The following is a 14570-nucleotide window of genomic DNA, read 5'->3' on the forward strand; positions in this document are numbered from 1 at the left end:
CGGTGAGGGTGGGGTGGGGTCCTCGTCGGTCAGCCGCGTCCGCCGGGAGCGGCGCCCGCGGTCGGGGTGGTGGTGTCGACGCGGACGCCCAGGGCGACCGTCCAGCCGGCGGCGTTGTCGCCGGAGGCGGTGGGGAGCTCGAGCGCTCCCCCGTCGTCGCCGAACACGTTGTCGCTGTCGAGCGAGACGCGGGAGAGATTGGATGCCGACGACGGATACGCCGCGTCCGCATAGACGACGTCGCACGCGGCCTGCGGCAGGGCCACCTGCGAGGTCGCGATCGCCTGGGAGGCATCGGTGATGGCATCCACGTTCGGATACACCTCGAAGTGGATGTGGGGCCAGCGGCCGTCGTAACAGCCGGGGAAGATCGAGGTGAACGACACGACGCCGTCGGATCCGACGACCTGCACGCCCCGGAGGTACGTCTGGTCCTCGATGCCCGAGGAGTACATCGAGTAACGCCCCTCGGTGTCGCAGTGCCACACGTACACGGCGGCACCGGCGAAGGGCACGTCGCCGCCGGCGGTGTCGAGAATCGTGAGGTTCAGGGTCATGGGCACGCCCGTGGCCGTAGCGCCTCCGTCGAGGCTCGTGCGCAGGTCGCTGCGCACGATGCCGGACCGCTCGAGGACGTCGGGGCCGTTCGACCCGTCACCCGGGTAGGGCCCCGCGGTCTCATCGGGGATCTCACCGGCGGGCAGAGCGGCGGCCGCGCTCGCGGCCGAGGCGGTGGGTGTCGCCGAGACGGTCGGGGTGGCGGTGGGCGTGGCGGTGGGCGTCGTTGTGGGCGCGGTCGTCCCGGTCGCGGCCGGGGTGCAGGCGGCGAGCGCGACCGCACCGGCACTGAGGGTGACGAGACCCAGGATGCCGCGGCGCGATACGAGCGTTCGGATGTCGAACGGTGCCCCCTGGTCGACGACCGGCTCGTCGGCCCGGTCGAGCAGACGGCCCTCGTACGCGGGGCCGTCGGGGGTCATCTGGGTGTCGGGGATCCTGGTCATGGCCGCCTCCGGGTATCGGGTGATGTCGATGGGTCGACTGTGCGCGACGCACCCTGTCCGAGACTTGACCGATCCTGTGCGCGAGCTATGCGATCCGCCGCCCCGCGATCGTCGCCCGCGACCCGCGCGCGGAATTCGCGTGTGAAGATGAAGCGACAGGAGGTGGGCGATGTCCGAGACGCTGCACGCGGTGACGCTGGTCGTCGACATGCCCATCACCAAGATCGACGCGTTGGATGTCATCGCGCTCGCTGCCGACGGAGGGGTCGACGACGCCGGAACGGCGCGCCCCCGGGTCTGGTTGGCCCCGCACGCCTGGGCCGAGGTCGAGATCCCGAAGTTCGCCGATCCGCCGCCGTTCGCGATCGACGTCTACTCCGACGTGTCAGGAGAGATCGCCTGGGCGCAGGCGCGCCGCTTGCACGACGGCCTCGAGCGCCTCGGATGGAACGTCGGGCCGCCGCGCGCGGGAGTGCGCTGACCGCACCCGCGGGAGCCGTCCGCGCGGCGGCGACCCGCGACCGCTCGGCTCAGAGCGGCAGGTCCGCCAGCACGGCGCTGCGCTCCCAGAGCTGTCGCGCCACCACGGGGTCGTCGGCCAGCCGGTTGGTCTTGGCCGCCTTGTTGTTCGAGTAGAAGCCGCCGGGCACCCAGTCGACGCCGGGCTTGCCGAGGGCGAGCCAGGTCAGGCGCGCGCCGCCGACCGACGTCGACGTCATGAGGCGTTGGGCGAGGGGTCCGCCGTAGAGGAACTTCCACGGTCCGTCGCTGGTCGATCCGAAGTTCGAGGCGATCACGCCCGGGTGGAAGGCCACGGCCGAGAGACCGGCATCGCCGAAGCGACGGTTCAGCTCCTTGGTGAACAGCACGTTCGCCAGCTTCGCGTTGCCGTACGCCGCGGTCGACGAGTAGCGGTGCTCTCCCTGCAGATCGTCGATGTCGAAGCGGGGGAAGAGCCTGGCCGCGGCGCTCGAGGTCTGAATCACCGACGCCTGCGACTCGATGAGCCGCTCGCGCAGCAGGTTCGTGAGCAGGAAGGGCGCGAGATGGTTCACCTGGAACGTGGTCTCATAGCCGTCGGCCGTCAGGGTGCGCTCGCCGAACACGCCCCCGGCGTTGTTGGCGAGCACGTCGATGCGGGGGTAGCGCTCCAGAAGGGAGGCCGCGAGCTCGCGCACCTGCGACAGCTCGCTGAAGTCGGCGACGAACGACTCCACCCCGAGCGTGCGCGCCACCCGGGCGGTCTTCTCGGGGTTGCGCCCGACCACCACCACTTCCTCGCCGAGCTGGGCGAGTTGTTTCGCGGACGCGGCGCCGATGCCGTCGCTGGCGCCGGTGATGACGATGGTGCGGGTCATGCGAACCTCCTGGTCGATGTCGTCACGCTAGTGCGGGCACCGGTGACAACCGCGGGGCTTGCCCTCGGCATCCGCCCTCCCCGACAACTCACAGCCCGCTCCCAGCCCCACGGGACCAAAACCGGCGGCGACGACGTTCTTCCCCGTATCGCCCGATTCCGGGCGTCTGAACGAGAGGACACACCCGTGAGCACGGAGTACCGGAAGACGTCGGAGGCGTTGAGCCGTCTCACCGACCGCCAGTTCGCCGTCACGCAGGACGACGCCACCGAGCCGCCGTTCCGCAACGAGTACTGGGACAACCACGAGGACGGGATCTACGTCGACGTCGTGTCGGGGCAGCCCCTGTTCTCGTCGAGGGACAAATTCGAGAGCGGTTCGGGCTGGCCGAGCTTCACCCGCCCCCTCGACGACGCCGCCGTCGTCGAGAAGAAGGACCGCACCCTGTGGATGACGCGCACCGAGGTGCGCTCCGCCGGAGCGGACAGCCACCTCGGGCACCTGTTCGACGACGGCCCCCGCGATGCCGGCGGGCTGAGATACTGCATGAACTCGGCGGCGATGCGTTTCGTGCCGGTCAACGAGCTCGACGCCCAGGGGTATGGCGCGTACCTCCCCCTGTTCCGCGAGAGCCCCGCCTCGTGAACCTCTTCCCGTTCCGCAACCGCAAAAGGAGCACCACCATGACCAGCGGACCTTCCGACACCGGCGAGATCACCCGCCGCCCCGGCACCGAGACCGCCGTCCTCGCGGGCGGCTGCTTCTGGGGTGTCGAAGACCTCATCCGTCGCCAGCCCGGCGTGCTCGACACGCGCGTCGGGTACACCGGCGGTCAGAACGAGCACGCCACTTACCGGAACCACCCCGGGCACGCCGAGGCCGTTGAGATCGTCTTCGATCCCACGCAGACGAGCTACCGCGACATCCTGGCGTTCTTCTTCCAGATCCACGACCCCTCGACCCTGAACCGTCAGGGCAACGACGTGGGTACGAGCTACCGTTCCGCGATCTTCCCGCTCTCCCCCGAGCAGGAGAAGGTCGCGCGCGACACGATCGCCGACGTCGACGCCTCGGGCATCTGGCCCGCGAAGGCCGTCACCACGATCGAGCCCGAGGCCGCGTTCTGGGAGGCCGAGCCCGAGCACCAGGACTACCTCGTGCGCATCCCCCACGGCTACACGTGCCACTTCGTGCGCCCCGGTTGGGTGCTGCCGAAGCGCGAGGAAGCCTCCGCGTAAGTCGCCTGACGAGGGCCCGGATGCCACGGCATCCGGGCCTTCGTGGCGTCAGGCGAGCAGTTCGTCGAGCAGGCGCTGCACCCGGGTCTTGATGTCGTCGCGGATCGGCCGCACCTCGTCGAGGCCCTTTCCCGCCGGGTCGGTGAGCTCCCAGTCCTCGTAGCGCTTGCCGGGGAAGATCGGGCACGCGTCGCCGCAACCCATCGTGATCACCGCGTCGGAGGCGCGCACGTCATCGGTCAGCAGCAGCTGCGGCACCTCGGCGCTGATGTCGATGCCCTCCTCGGCCATCGCCGCGACCGCCATCGGGTTGAGCGTTGCGCCCGGGGCGCTGCCTCCGGACAGGACGGTGACGCGGTCGCCGCCGAGCGCGCGCGCGTAACCGGCGGCCATCTGCGAGCGTCCGGCGTTGTGGACGCAGACGAAGAGGACGGTGACGGATTCCATGCCCTCATCATCGCGCACGGCAACCCCCGCTCCCACCCGTCACGCGCTGCATAGGCTCGCCGGATGAGCGCATACGACGTCATCGTGGTGGGCGCGGGCCTGGCCGGGCTCCGCTGCGCGATCCACCTGGCCGAGGCCGGCCGCGACGTCGTCGTGCTGGAGGCCGGCGACACCGTCGGCGGACGAGAACGCACCGACGTCGTCGACGGGTTCCGCCTCGACCTCGGGTTCCACGTGCTGAACCCGGCGTACCCGGCCGTGCGACGGTGGGTCGACGTCGACGCCCTCGCCCTCCGGCGCTTCCCCGTCGCCGTCGGCGTGCGGCTCGACGACCGTCTCGCACGGCTGGCGCATCCGCTGCGCCACCCGCTGTCGATCCCCGCGACGCTGTCGAGCGGACTCGTGCGACCCGCCGACCTCGTCGCCCTGGCGCGCTGGGCGGCCCCCACCCTCGCCTCCGGCCGCGCGGCGAAGACCGGCCCCGACCGCACGCTCGCCGAGGCGTGGGATCGCACCGGGCTCCGCGGCGCGCTGCGCGAGAGCGTGCTCGAGCCGTTCCTCGCCGGTGTCCTCGCCGACGATCGGCAGGAGACCTCCGACGCCTTCGTGCGCCTTCTCATCCGCAGCTTCGCCCTCGGCCGCCCGGGCGTCCCCGCCGCGGGCATCGGCGCGCTTCCCGCGCAGCTCGCCGACACCGCGCGGCGCGCCGGGGCCGGCATCCGGCCGTCGCACCGGGTCGTCTCCACCCGCCGCCGCGCGCACGGCTGGCACGTGGGCGTCGAGGGCCACGAGGCCGTGACGGCGCGCGCCGTCGTCGTCGCCACCGGGCTCGCGCCCGACCTCGACGTCCCGCTCCCCCGCCCGCGGGGCCTGCAGACGTGGTGGTTTGCCACCGATCGAGCGCCCAGCACCGACGCCGCCCTGCGCGTCGACGGGCGCCGTCGCGGACCGATCGTCAACACCGCGATCATGACGAACACGGCCCCCACCTACGCGCCGCGCGGGCAGCACCTCGTGCAGGCGACGTGCGTGATGCCGTCGGAGGCGTCGGAGGACGGCATCCGTCGCCAGCTCGCCGAGATCTGGGATGCCGACACCCGCCCCTGGCGCCTGCTCCGCCGCGACGACGTCGTCGGCGCGCTCCCCGCGCAGGACCCGCCGCTGCGGCTGCGTCGACCCGTCAGGCTCGACGACGGACGGTACATCGCGGGCGACCACCGCGACACCGCGTCGATCCAGGGCGCGCTGGTGTCGGGGCAGCGGGCCGCCGAAGCCGTGCTCGCAGACCTCGCCGGCTGAACGGGCACCCGGGCGGTCGGCGGAATGCCGTCTCAGACCGCTCCGGCGACCTCGCCGCGCGCCGCCAGCGCCGTCAGCGCCTCGCCGGTCACGCGACGCGTCGTCCACTCCTCCATCGCCTCGGCCCCGAGCGCGCGGTAGAAACCGATCGCAGGCTCGTTCCAATCGAGCACCGTCCACTCCAGACGCGTGTACTGCTTCTCGAGGCACTCCGCGGCGAGCGCCGACAGCAGGGCGACGCCGTAGCCGTGCGAGCGGTACTGCTCGTGCACGTACAGGTCTTCGAGCCAGATGCCGTGGCGGCCGGTCCACGTGGAGTAGGTGAGGAACCAGATCGCGATGGCGCGGATGCCGTCGGGCCCCTCCACGACGAACGCGAAGGCGCGGGGATCGTCGCCGAACAGGGTCTCGGCGATCATTCCGGCCGTGTTGTCGACGGCATCCGGCTCCTTCTCGTAGTCGGCCAGCGCCTGGATGCACGCCAGGATGCCGTTCTCGTCGCGGGCACGCGCGGCGCGCAGCACGGCGCCGTCTCGAAGGTCGGTCATGGGCGGGGCTCCCAGCTCTCGGCTGCGACCCGGCGGAAGTTGCCGCCGAGCACCGCAGCGACGTCGGTGTCGCTCCATCCTCGCGCCTGCAGCGCTGCGCCCAGGTCGACGAACGTCTCGGGCGGCATCCACTGCATCGGCCCCCACCGGGTGTAGCTCTCGTCGTACAGCTCGGGGGTCCCGGCGATCGTGGCGCGGAAGGTCTGCCAGTCGAACGAGAAGTCGGTGCTCACACCGACGTGCCGGATGCCGACGACCTCGACGGCGTGATCGAGGTGGCGCACCATCGCCTCGAGGGTCGGGGTGTTGGGGCCGAGGAAGATCCCCACCCCCGTGATGCCCACCACTCCCCCGGTGTCGGCGACGGCTCGCGCCTGGTCGTCGGTGATGTTGCGCGGGTGCTCCCACACCGCACGCATGTTGGAGTGGCTGAAGACGACCGGTCGGGTCGAGACCGCGCACAGGTCGAACGTCGTCCGCGCACCGACGTGCGAGCCGTCGGGCACCATTCCGCGCGCGTTCATCTCGGCGACGAGGTCGCGTCCCCACCCGGTGAGACCGTCGTCGACCGCGTCCAAGCAGCCGCCGCCGGCGCGGTTGGCGTGGTTGTAGGTCGGCGCCAGCGTGCGCACGCCCTGCGCGACGAGTCCCTCCACCGCGTCGAGGTCCCCGCCGAGCGGCGCGCAGTCCTCGAGGTCGAAGGCCACGGCGGTGTCGCCTCGCGCGGCGATGCGGTCGATGTCGGCGACCGTGGCGGCCAGCTCGAGCCCGTCGATCGCGGTCACCTGCGCCCGGAAGGAGCGGAGCAGGGATGCCGTGAGCGCGGGCGGATGGGGAGCGAAACCGACGTTGAGAGAGACGTATCCCCCGCCGCCGCCGCGATAGCGGAGCAGTTCGCCGAGGTCGGCCGTCTCGACGAGCTCGACGCAGGCGTGCTGATCCCAGAGCATCTCAGACGCCCGTGGGAGAGACGCCCGCGGGAGCGAGGGCCGTGCCCGTCGGGGCGAGCGCCGGGTCGACGGCCTCGCGCTCGTCGAAGACGAAGCACTCGCCGTTCCAGTGCGCACCGCCCTGGGCGGCGAACCACCCGAGGATGCCCCCGTCGAGCTGATAGGCGTCCAGCCCCTCGTCGCGCAGGTACAGCGCCGCCTTCTCGCAGCGGATCCCCCCGGTGCAGAAGCTCACCACCGTCTTGCCTGCGAGTTCGTCGCGGTGGGAGTCCGCGGCATCCGGGAACTGGGTGAAGCGCTCGATGCGCCAGTCCTTCGCACCCGCGAAGGTGCCGTAGTCGACCTCGAACGCGTTGCGGGTGTCGACGAGCACGACCTCGCGGCCGTCGTCGTCGCTGCCCCGATCCAGCCACCGGCGCAGGGTCTCGGGCGACACGGCGGGAGCCCGGCCGTCCTGCGGGCGCACCTCGGGGCGGTCCATGCGGATGATCTCGCGCTTGACCTTCACCAGGAGCCGCCCGAACGGCACGGCGTCCGACCAGCTGTCCTTCGTCTCGAGGGCGGCGAACCGCTCGTCGGCGAGCAGTCGGTCGACGAAGGCGCGCACGGCCTCCGGCGCTCCGGCCAGGAAGAGGTTGATGCCCTCCTCGGCCAGCAGGATCGTTCCCCGCAGTCCCGCCGCCCCGGCCCGATCGCGGAGCGTCTCGCGCACGACCGCGGGATCGTCGATGCGTGTGAAGAGGTACGCCGAGACGTTGAGGACGGATGCCATGTCTCCAGCGTACGAAAGCGTCAACCCGGCGAGCGCCCCTCGACGCATCGCTTAGCGTGGCAGGACGACCCCGTCTGGAGCCCGCCGTGCCCGAAAGATCCGCTGCGACGCCCGATACTGTGCCGCTCAACACCGTGTCGGTCGTCATCCCCGTTCTCGACGACGGACCGCACCTGCGGCGGTGTCTGCGCGCCCTGGCGGCGCAGACCACCGTCGCCGACGAGATCGTCGTCGTCGACAACGCCTCGACCGACGACAGCGCCGACATCGCCCGCGCCGCGGGTGCCCGCGTCGTGTTCTGCGGCGAGCGCGGCATTCCCGCCGCCGCTGCCGCCGGATACGACGCCGCCCACGGCGACCTGATCCTGCGTCTCGATGCCGACAGCATCCCCGAGCCCACGTGGGTGGCGAGCATGATCGACGCGCTGAGCGACCCGGCGGTGGATGCCGTGACCGGCGGCGCCGTCTTCCACGACGGTCCCGTCGCCGGACGGGTGGCCCTGTCGCGCGCCTTCTTGGGCACATACGCCGCCTTCGCTTTCCCCGCGCTGGGCCACACGCCGCTCTGGGGGTCGAACATGGCGTTCCGGCGACGCGCCTGGAACGCGGTCCGCGGTGAGGTGCACGTGGACCCCGAGCTCCACGACGACCTCGACCTCGCGTACCACCTCGGCCGACGTCACCGTATCCGCTTCGTCCCCGGCCGGCACATGCGGGTGTCGTCGCGCACGGTCGAGCCGCGCCGCTTCGTCCGCTGCTTCCGCCGCGGGGCGGGGACGGTGTTCGCACACTGGCCGGGCGACCTCCCGCCCGCACGGTGGGCGCGGCTCGTGCGCCGACGCGCGACCCGTGGCGATCGCGCCCGCGAGGTCAGCGCGCCGGGTGAGTCGCGCGGCTCGCGCAGCGGGGCTGCTCGCTGATGGCCGGCATCCTGTTCCCGACCGTCGACGCACCCGACCTGCACGTCATGAGCTTCAACGTGCGACGCCGCTTCGAACGCCTCACGTGGCCGCCCGCCGACCGGTGGCCCCTGCGCAAGCAACGCCTGCGCACCTTCCTCGGCGCGAACCGCCCGCATCTGCTCGGCTCCCAGGAGGCGATGCCCGACCAGGCTCGCTGGGTGCAGGACTCGCTGGGCACGCGCTACGGACGGGTGGGCCTCGGTCGCGGCAAGGATCGCGGCGGCGAGGGCACACCGCTGTTCTACGATCGCGACCGCATCGAACTGGAGGACTGGGAGCAGGTCATGCTCTCCGACACCCCGACCGTGCCGGGTTCGACGGGGTGGGGCAACACCATCCCCCGCGTCGCGGTGATCGCGCAGCTGCGCGACCGCGCGACCGACGCGCGCTTCACCTTCGTCAACACCCACTTCGACGCGTTCTCACGACGAGCCCGCAAGCGCTCGGCCACGTGGCTGCACGACCTGGTCGCCGACCGCACGCGACCGCTGCTGTTCACCGCCGATGTCAACGCGCCCATCCGCTCAGACGAACTCGCCGGGATGTTCGCCGCGGGTCTGCTCGTCGACACCTGGTCGTACGCCCCCACCCGACGGACCGCCGAGTGGGGCACCTTCAACAACTACGCGCGCCCGAAGCTCGGCGCTCGGCGCATCGACGCCGTGCTCGCGACCCCCGACGTCGGGGTGCGCGCCGTGGGCATCGACCCCCGGCCGACGGGCACCCAATGGCCGAGCGACCATCTGGCCGTGCAGGCCGTCCTGCGCATTCCCACCGTGGCGGCGTGATGGCGAACGGACGAGCTGTCGACACAAGGGAGGGGCACCCGTGATCCGGGCCATGTACGCCAACCTGAAGCGCCCGCCGCGAAGCGTCACGGATTGGGTGACCGATGCCGTTCGTGCGCTCGCCATCGTGCTCGTGATCGTCTCGCTGTTCACCCTGCCGTTCACGGACTTCGCGGTGCTGTCGATGTCGCTGCCCGCGGTGATGCTCTCGCGCATGATCGGCCTGCGTTCGGGCCTCGACCTCGTCACCTGCGTCACCGTGTTCGTCGCCGCCGGCAGCAACGTGCTCGAGCTGTATCGGGCGTGGACGGGATGGGATCTCGTCGTTCACCTCGCCTGTACCGGTCTGCTCGCCGCCGTCGCCCTCGTGCTGCTCGACGACGCCGGAGTCGTCGCGCCGACCGGGCGTCGCCGCACGCCGATCGTCGTCGCCACCCTCGCGGGCCTCGCGCTCAGCGCCGTGTGGGAGATGATCGAGTGGTTCGGCTACCGCTTCATCACCGACGCGATCTTCGTCACCTACGACGACACCATCGGCGACATGATCGCGGGCGGGGCGGGAGCACTCATCGCCGGCGTGCTGGCCTCCCGCTTCCGGCTGACGCGCGAGGAGCGCGCGCCGCTCTGAGCGACGAACCGGCGACACCCCGCGGGGCGCCGCCGGTCGCCGACCTCAGATCTTCCCCGCCACATCCGTTCCGACGAGGTCGCCGTCGGGGTTCGGCTCGCTCAGCTGCTCACCGGGCGCAGTCGACCCCTCGAGCGGGGGCAGTGCGGCCTCGACGCGTGAGCCGATCTCGGCATCCACGTTCTTCCAGTACTGCACGGCGCGCTCGCGCACCTCGGCGCGGGTCACTCCGCCGACGTGCCCGGTGATCGTCTCGACGAGGCGGTCGCGCTGCTCGGCCGACATGACCTCGCGCACCAACGTGCCCGCCTGACCCCAGTCGTCGTCTTCGACGTGCAGGGTGGCCGCCGAGCGGACGAGGTCGCCGTCGCTCTGCCAGCCGCCGTCGCCCGCGCGGCGCGGGTCGGCCGCGGGGCCGCCGACCGAGTTGGGCGCGTACACGGGCACCTCGGGCGGGTTGTACTCGTAGCGCATCGCGCCTTCCTTCGAGTACGAGTGCACCTCGGTGTGCGGCCGGTTGACCGGCAGCTGCTGGTAGTTCGTTCCCACGCGATAGCGGTGCGCGTCGGCGTAGCTGAAGATGCGGGCCTGCAGCATCTTGTCGGGGCTGCCGTCGATGCCGGGCACGAAGTTCGACGGCTCGAAGGCCGCCTGCTCGATCTCGGCGAAGTAGTTGCCCGGGTTACGGTTCAGCTCCATCGCGCCGACCTCGATCTCGGGGTAGTCGCTGTGCGGCCACACCTTGGTCAGGTCGAAGGGGTTGAACCGGTACGTCTTGGCGTCGTCGTACGGCATGATCTGCACCTTGAGCGTCCACGTCGGGAACTCGGCCCGCTCGATCGCGGCGTAGAGGTCGCGAATGTGGAAGTCGGCGTCTTGACCGGCGATCTGGTCGGCCTCGTCTTGCGTGAGCGTCTTGTGGCCCAGGTCGGTGTGGAAGTGGTACTTGACCCAGAACCGCTCCCCCTCGGCGTTGATCCACTGGTACGTGTGCGAGCCGTAGCCGTTCATGTGACGCCACGAGGCCGGGATGCCGCGGTCGCCCATCAGCCAGGTCACCTGGTGCGCGCTCTCGGGAGACAGCGTCCAGAAGTCCCACTGCATCGTGTTGTCGCGCAGGTGGCTGCCCGGCAGGCGCTTCTGCGAGCGGATGAAGTCGGGGAACTTGATGCCGTCCTTCACGAAGAAGACCGGGGTGTTGTTGCCGACGAGGTCGTAGTTGCCCTCGGTCGTGTAGAACTTCAGCGAGAAGCCGCGCGGATCGCGCCAGGTGTCGGGGCTGCCCTGCTCGCCGGCGACCGACGAGAAACGGGCGAGCATCTCGGTCTCGACGCCGGGCTGGAACAGAGCGGCGCGCGTGTAGGCCGACACGTCGCCGGTGGTGCGGAACGTGCCGAACGCTCCGCCGCCCTTGGCGTGCACGACGCGCTCCGGCACCCGCTCGCGGTTGAATTGCGCGAGCTTCTCGATGAGGTAGTGGTCGGTGAGGGCGAGGGAGCCGTCGGCTCCGACGCTCTGCGAGTGTTCGTCACTGGCGACCGGGGCGCCGTTGTTGGCGGTGGTCGGGCTCTGCGGGGTGGTCGGCTCGGTCATGGCTCTCCTGACGTCGTGGGCCGCGAAACGAAGGCCCACCTCGACGCTACGCAGGGGCTCCGACATCACTCGGGCATTGCGGTTGCGCGCCCGACCACGTAGTGGGTGCAGCCGGTGTCAATCCCCCGAGCGCGCCCTCGCGCTGCCGAGAGCATGAGCGCACACGAACGGAAGGACGAACCATGCCGAAGGATCTGTCGAAGGGCGAACGGGTCAGCTGGGGCACCCCGCAGGGGCGCACGCAGGGCGAGGTCGTCGAGAAGAAGACGAAGGATTTCGAGCACGACGGCCAGAAGTTCACGGCATCCGATGACGAACCGGCCTACATCGTGAAGTCCGAGAAGTCGGGCGCGAAGGCCGCACACAAGGGTTCGGCACTGAACAAGCTCAAGGGCTGACCGGGCACGCGGTGCCGAACTCCTGAGTTCTCGGCGGTCGGGTGCGTATATCGCCCCGACGCGGCGCGGACGCGCGAAAACTCAGGAGTTCGGCGCGCGGTGCCAACGGCTTCGCCGACCGCCGACGAAAGCGCGGCGCCCGAGGGACCGCCTACTCTTTCGCGTCGCGCCGCTTTCGCATCTGAGCCAGTGCGAGGCTCAACCGGTGGTTGCCGGCCAGCACGTCCTCGTGGCGTTCGAGGAACGCCCAGTACGCCTCGGTGAACACGGAGTCCTTGGCATCCGCCGCCGACGGCCACCACGAGCCCATCTTCTGCAGGTACGCCCCGCCCGACACGTACGGCTTGGTCGCCACGAAACCGCCGTCGGCGAACTGGCTCATCCCCATGACGTTGGGCACCATCACCCAGTCGTACGCGTCGACGAACAGCGCCAGGAACCAGTCGTTCACCTGTCGCGGGGCGTAGCCCTGCAGCAGGAACCAGTTGCCGAGCACCATCAGCCGCTCGATGTGGTGCGCGTAGCCCCATCGGTGCACGCGTTCGAGCACCGTGCGCACCGGGATCGGCAGGGTGCTCGGCATCCGTTGCGCGGTGTACCAGTACTTCTCGATGCGCTGCTCGAGGTGCAGCGCGTTGACGTGCTCCAGCTTCGGGTGCGCCCGGTACATGCCGCGCATGTACTCGCGCCATCCGATCACCTGGCGGATGAACCCCTCGACGGATGCCAGCGGGGCATCGGTCCGCGTCGCTGCGGCGACCACCTCCTCGACGGTGAGCAGGCCAATGTTCAGCATCGGCGAGATGATCGCGTGGAAGATGAAGGGCTCGTCGGCCCTCATGGCGTCCTCGTACCGGCCGAAGTCGTTCAGGCGCTCGGCGACGAACACGTCGAGCCACTGCCTCGACTGCTCCGGCGTGACCGGCAGCCAGAACTCCCCCGCCGCGCCGGGCTGGTCGGGGAAGAGCTCGTCGACCTCGGCGATGACCTCCCGGGTGATGTCATCATGCTCGGGCTGCGGCAGTGCCGGGATCTCGACCCCCTTCTTGGGCAGCGGCTTGCGGTTGTCGGCGTCGAAGTTCCAGCGGCGCCCCGCGGGCTTCCCCCCGTCCATCAGGATGCCGGTGCGCCGGCGCTGCCAGTGGTAGAAGTCCTCCATGAGCGGCGTCGGGTGCTCGGCGAACCACTGGTCGAGCTCGTCTTCGGGGGTGAGGAACAGCCCATCCGAGAGGATGTCGGTGTCGACTCCCCGCTTCTCGCACAGACGGGCGATGCGATCGTCGACCGGGCGGTTCGGGTCGCTCATCCACCGCAGCGTCCCGACGCCGTGATCGTCGAGCAGCCGCGTCAGGCCGGCCGCGAACCCGAGATCGTCGCGCAGCGTGATCCGGCGCACGGTGCGCCCCTCGGACTCGAGCCGTGCGGCGGTGTGCCGCATCGCCGACACGAGCAGCACGATCTTGTGCCGGTGGTAAGGGAGCTTCCGGAACCTCGGGGCGGATTCGATGAAGAAGAACTCATCGATGTCGTCGTCGGCGTAGGCGGGGTGCTCCTCGAACTGCTGCGTCGCCAGGATGAGCGCCGCGGTGACCTTCGTCGACGCACTCACGCGCTCCTCCGAGCGGCGGCGGCCTTGGCTCGGCATCCGCGCGAGCAGTAGAGCACCTGATCCCACTGATCGCGTCCGCTCCAGCGCTTGCGGTCGGTGAAGGGCCGGCCGCAGAACGCGCAGGGCTTGGAACGCACCTCGGGTCGTGACATGCCGACATCGTCGCAAGACCCGACCGTTCGCCCCGGGGGCTTGCGCCTCGCACACGGGTACGGTCCGCGCAATCCCCGCGCGCGATGAGCACGGGCCGTGGTCGGGTGTCGGCATGAACTCGACACCCGGCCACGGCCACGACGACACCGCCGATCAGCCCGACGAACTCGAGACGGCGGACGCCCCCGAGATCCCCGACACCACCGACGGCGACGACGCGCCCGTCGACAACCCCTCCGGCGGCTGAGCCGACGCCCCCCGCGCGGCGAGCCGCCGCGGGGGGTGTGCTCTCAGTCGGTCAGGTCGAACGTCTCGTTCTCGCCGCCTCGAGGACGTTCGCCGGTGACCTTCGACGTCACCAGGGCCACCGCCGTGGCGATGCGACCGCCCGCACTCCCCCAGTACTCGCCGGTCAACGCCGACACCTTCAGCAGCGTCACACCGGGCGACTCGGGCCCCTCCGGGAACCACGCCTCGACGCTGGTCGACCACAGCTCCTTGAGCTTGGCCAGGTCGTCCACCACCTCGCCCTCACCGGCGAGCGAGAGCCAGAGACCGTCGGAGCTGAACGACAGGCCCACCTTCGGGTCGCGCCGCACGTGCTCGACGGCCGACGCGTGCGTCCCCACGATGAACCACAGGTCACCGTCGGACTCGGTCTCCTGCACCGTGAGCGGGTGGGCATGCAGGTCGCCGCCCTCGGCGCGCGTGGTGACCATCGCGAACCGGAACTTCTTGAGCAGATCGTTGAGCTTCTCGAGCTCGGACGGGGTGGAGGACATGACGGTTCCTTTCGTCGGAACTCTCAGCAGAACCCGACGGC

19 protein-coding genes are annotated in these 14570 nt (G+C 70.8%); 9 read left to right on the plus strand and 10 right to left on the minus strand.

Annotation, left to right across the window (positions count from 1 at the left end):
* Positions 1 to 29: 29 nt before the first annotated feature.
* Positions 30 to 1004: a dioxygenase family protein gene (locus IFU40_RS08530; protein WP_191926070.1), complete on the minus strand. Its 975-nt coding sequence runs from the start codon at positions 1002 to 1004 to the stop codon at positions 30 to 32.
* A gap of 169 nt (positions 1005 to 1173) precedes the next feature.
* Between IFU40_RS08530 and IFU40_RS08535 the strand changes: the two genes are divergently transcribed.
* Positions 1174 to 1485, plus strand: a complete 312-nt coding sequence (locus IFU40_RS08535; RefSeq protein WP_055835734.1) for a hypothetical protein — start codon at positions 1174 to 1176, stop codon at positions 1483 to 1485.
* Between the two features lie 49 nt (positions 1486 to 1534).
* On the opposite strand, the gene IFU40_RS08540 is transcribed toward IFU40_RS08535, so the two are convergent.
* A complete protein-coding gene (locus IFU40_RS08540) occupies positions 1535 to 2362 on the minus strand; it encodes an SDR family NAD(P)-dependent oxidoreductase (RefSeq protein WP_055835731.1) in 828 nt (275 codons plus the stop codon).
* Between the two features lie 186 nt (positions 2363 to 2548).
* Here IFU40_RS08540 and msrB point away from each other — a divergent pair, with 186 nt between their 5' ends.
* Together msrB and msrA are read left to right on the plus strand one after the other, a co-directional pair.
* Positions 2549 to 3007, plus strand: a complete 459-nt coding sequence (gene msrB / locus IFU40_RS08545; RefSeq protein WP_070408086.1) for a peptide-methionine (R)-S-oxide reductase MsrB — start codon at positions 2549 to 2551, stop codon at positions 3005 to 3007.
* Positions 3008 to 3045: 38 nt separating this feature from the next.
* Positions 3046 to 3600, plus strand: coding sequence for a peptide-methionine (S)-S-oxide reductase MsrA (gene msrA / locus IFU40_RS08550; protein ID WP_055835725.1), 555 nt, complete (start codon positions 3046 to 3048; stop codon positions 3598 to 3600).
* Positions 3601 to 3648: 48 nt separating this feature from the next.
* Here msrA and IFU40_RS08555 read toward each other — a convergent pair whose 3' ends face one another.
* Positions 3649 to 4047: an arsenate reductase ArsC gene (locus IFU40_RS08555; RefSeq protein WP_055835721.1), complete on the minus strand. Its 399-nt coding sequence runs from the start codon at positions 4045 to 4047 to the stop codon at positions 3649 to 3651.
* Between the two features lie 63 nt (positions 4048 to 4110).
* On the opposite strand from IFU40_RS08555, the gene IFU40_RS08560 reads away from it, so the two are divergent.
* Positions 4111 to 5346 (plus strand): FAD-dependent oxidoreductase, encoded by a 1236-nt coding sequence (locus IFU40_RS08560; RefSeq protein ID WP_191926071.1) that lies wholly within the window; start codon positions 4111 to 4113, stop codon positions 5344 to 5346.
* A gap of 32 nt (positions 5347 to 5378) precedes the next feature.
* On the opposite strand, the gene IFU40_RS08565 is transcribed toward IFU40_RS08560, so the two are convergent.
* From IFU40_RS08565 to IFU40_RS08575, 3 genes are read right to left on the minus strand one after another with little or no spacing between them, the layout of a single operon-like run.
* Positions 5379 to 5894, minus strand: coding sequence for a GNAT family N-acetyltransferase (locus IFU40_RS08565; protein ID WP_191926072.1), 516 nt, complete (start codon positions 5892 to 5894; stop codon positions 5379 to 5381).
* Complete coding sequence (locus tag IFU40_RS08570; protein WP_191926073.1) at positions 5891 to 6844, minus strand: dipeptidase; 954 nt, start codon at positions 6842 to 6844, stop codon at positions 5891 to 5893. The genes IFU40_RS08565 and IFU40_RS08570 overlap by 4 nt, the downstream gene beginning before the upstream one ends.
* Position 6845: 1 nt before the next feature.
* Positions 6846 to 7616, minus strand: coding sequence for a sulfurtransferase (locus tag IFU40_RS08575; RefSeq protein WP_191926074.1), 771 nt, complete (start codon positions 7614 to 7616; stop codon positions 6846 to 6848).
* An 86-nt stretch (positions 7617 to 7702) separates the two neighbouring features.
* Here IFU40_RS08575 and IFU40_RS08580 point away from each other — a divergent pair, with 86 nt between their 5' ends.
* Genes IFU40_RS08580 through IFU40_RS08590 form a run of 3 tightly spaced genes read left to right on the plus strand, consistent with a single transcriptional unit; the run spans position 7703 to position 9994 of the window.
* Entirely contained in the window at positions 7703 to 8536 is an 834-nt protein-coding gene (locus IFU40_RS08580) for a glycosyltransferase family 2 protein (RefSeq protein ID WP_342343506.1), read from the plus strand.
* On the plus strand, positions 8536 to 9366 hold the full coding sequence (locus IFU40_RS08585; RefSeq protein ID WP_191926076.1) for an endonuclease/exonuclease/phosphatase family protein: 831 nt from the start codon (positions 8536 to 8538) through the stop codon (positions 9364 to 9366). The genes IFU40_RS08580 and IFU40_RS08585 overlap by 1 nt, the downstream gene beginning before the upstream one ends.
* A gap of 40 nt (positions 9367 to 9406) precedes the next feature.
* The gene (locus tag IFU40_RS08590; protein ID WP_082509377.1) at positions 9407 to 9994 is read left to right on the plus strand and encodes a hypothetical protein; all 588 of its coding nucleotides are present in this window, start codon (positions 9407 to 9409) and stop codon (positions 9992 to 9994) included.
* A gap of 45 nt (positions 9995 to 10039) precedes the next feature.
* On the opposite strand, the gene IFU40_RS08595 is transcribed toward IFU40_RS08590, so the two are convergent.
* Positions 10040 to 11587, minus strand: coding sequence for a catalase (locus IFU40_RS08595; RefSeq protein WP_191926077.1), 1548 nt, complete (start codon positions 11585 to 11587; stop codon positions 10040 to 10042).
* Between the two features lie 182 nt (positions 11588 to 11769).
* Between IFU40_RS08595 and IFU40_RS08600 the strand changes: the two genes are divergently transcribed.
* On the plus strand, positions 11770 to 11985 hold the full coding sequence (locus IFU40_RS08600) for a DUF2945 domain-containing protein (protein ID WP_191926078.1): 216 nt from the start codon (positions 11770 to 11772) through the stop codon (positions 11983 to 11985).
* Between the two features lie 151 nt (positions 11986 to 12136).
* On the opposite strand, the gene IFU40_RS08605 is transcribed toward IFU40_RS08600, so the two are convergent.
* Together IFU40_RS08605 and IFU40_RS08610 are read right to left on the minus strand one after the other, a co-directional pair.
* Positions 12137 to 13594: a cryptochrome/photolyase family protein gene (locus tag IFU40_RS08605; RefSeq protein WP_191926079.1), complete on the minus strand. Its 1458-nt coding sequence runs from the start codon at positions 13592 to 13594 to the stop codon at positions 12137 to 12139.
* Positions 13591 to 13746: a DUF2256 domain-containing protein gene (locus IFU40_RS08610; protein ID WP_082509373.1), complete on the minus strand. Its 156-nt coding sequence runs from the start codon at positions 13744 to 13746 to the stop codon at positions 13591 to 13593. The genes IFU40_RS08605 and IFU40_RS08610 overlap by 4 nt, the downstream gene beginning before the upstream one ends.
* 113 nt (positions 13747 to 13859) lie before the next feature.
* Between IFU40_RS08610 and IFU40_RS17040 the strand changes: the two genes are divergently transcribed.
* On the plus strand, positions 13860 to 13994 hold the full coding sequence (locus IFU40_RS17040; RefSeq protein ID WP_268773221.1) for a hypothetical protein: 135 nt from the start codon (positions 13860 to 13862) through the stop codon (positions 13992 to 13994).
* A gap of 43 nt (positions 13995 to 14037) precedes the next feature.
* Here the strand turns inward: IFU40_RS17040 and IFU40_RS08615 are convergent, their stop codons facing one another.
* A complete protein-coding gene (locus tag IFU40_RS08615) occupies positions 14038 to 14529 on the minus strand; it encodes a pyridoxamine 5'-phosphate oxidase family protein (protein WP_055835696.1) in 492 nt (163 codons plus the stop codon).
* Positions 14530 to 14570 lie beyond the last annotated feature (41 nt).

This window comes from Microbacterium sp. CFBP 13617 (assembly GCF_014839445.1).
Classification (GTDB): Bacteria; Actinomycetota; Actinomycetes; order Actinomycetales; family Microbacteriaceae; genus Microbacterium.

What these genes read in the sequence shown, in the direction of transcription:
- IFU40_RS08530 (WP_191926070.1), bottom strand. Translation starts at nt 1,004, where the DNA reads ATGACCAGGATCCCCGACACCCAGATGACCCCCGACGGCCCCGCGTAC.
- IFU40_RS08535 (WP_055835734.1), top strand. Translation starts at nt 1,174, where the DNA reads ATGTCCGAGACGCTGCACGCGGTGACGCTGGTCGTCGACATGCCCATC.
- IFU40_RS08540 (WP_055835731.1), bottom strand. Translation starts at nt 2,362, where the DNA reads ATGACCCGCACCATCGTCATCACCGGCGCCAGCGACGGCATCGGCGCC.
- msrA (WP_055835725.1), top strand. Translation starts at nt 3,046, where the DNA reads ATGACCAGCGGACCTTCCGACACCGGCGAGATCACCCGCCGCCCCGGC.
- IFU40_RS08555 (WP_055835721.1), bottom strand. Translation starts at nt 4,047, where the DNA reads ATGGAATCCGTCACCGTCCTCTTCGTCTGCGTCCACAACGCCGGACGC.
- IFU40_RS08560 (WP_191926071.1), top strand. Translation starts at nt 4,111, where the DNA reads ATGAGCGCATACGACGTCATCGTGGTGGGCGCGGGCCTGGCCGGGCTC.
- IFU40_RS08565 (WP_191926072.1), bottom strand. Translation starts at nt 5,894, where the DNA reads ATGACCGACCTTCGAGACGGCGCCGTGCTGCGCGCCGCGCGTGCCCGC.
- IFU40_RS08570 (WP_191926073.1), bottom strand. Translation starts at nt 6,844, where the DNA reads ATGCTCTGGGATCAGCACGCCTGCGTCGAGCTCGTCGAGACGGCCGAC.
- IFU40_RS08575 (WP_191926074.1), bottom strand. Translation starts at nt 7,616, where the DNA reads ATGGCATCCGTCCTCAACGTCTCGGCGTACCTCTTCACACGCATCGAC.
- IFU40_RS08585 (WP_191926076.1), top strand. Translation starts at nt 8,536, where the DNA reads ATGGCCGGCATCCTGTTCCCGACCGTCGACGCACCCGACCTGCACGTC.
- IFU40_RS08595 (WP_191926077.1), bottom strand. Translation starts at nt 11,587, where the DNA reads ATGACCGAGCCGACCACCCCGCAGAGCCCGACCACCGCCAACAACGGC.
- IFU40_RS08600 (WP_191926078.1), top strand. Translation starts at nt 11,770, where the DNA reads ATGCCGAAGGATCTGTCGAAGGGCGAACGGGTCAGCTGGGGCACCCCG.
- IFU40_RS08610 (WP_082509373.1), bottom strand. Translation starts at nt 13,746, where the DNA reads ATGTCACGACCCGAGGTGCGTTCCAAGCCCTGCGCGTTCTGCGGCCGG.
- IFU40_RS17040 (WP_268773221.1), top strand. Translation starts at nt 13,860, where the DNA reads ATGAACTCGACACCCGGCCACGGCCACGACGACACCGCCGATCAGCCC.
- IFU40_RS08615 (WP_055835696.1), bottom strand. Translation starts at nt 14,529, where the DNA reads ATGTCCTCCACCCCGTCCGAGCTCGAGAAGCTCAACGATCTGCTCAAG.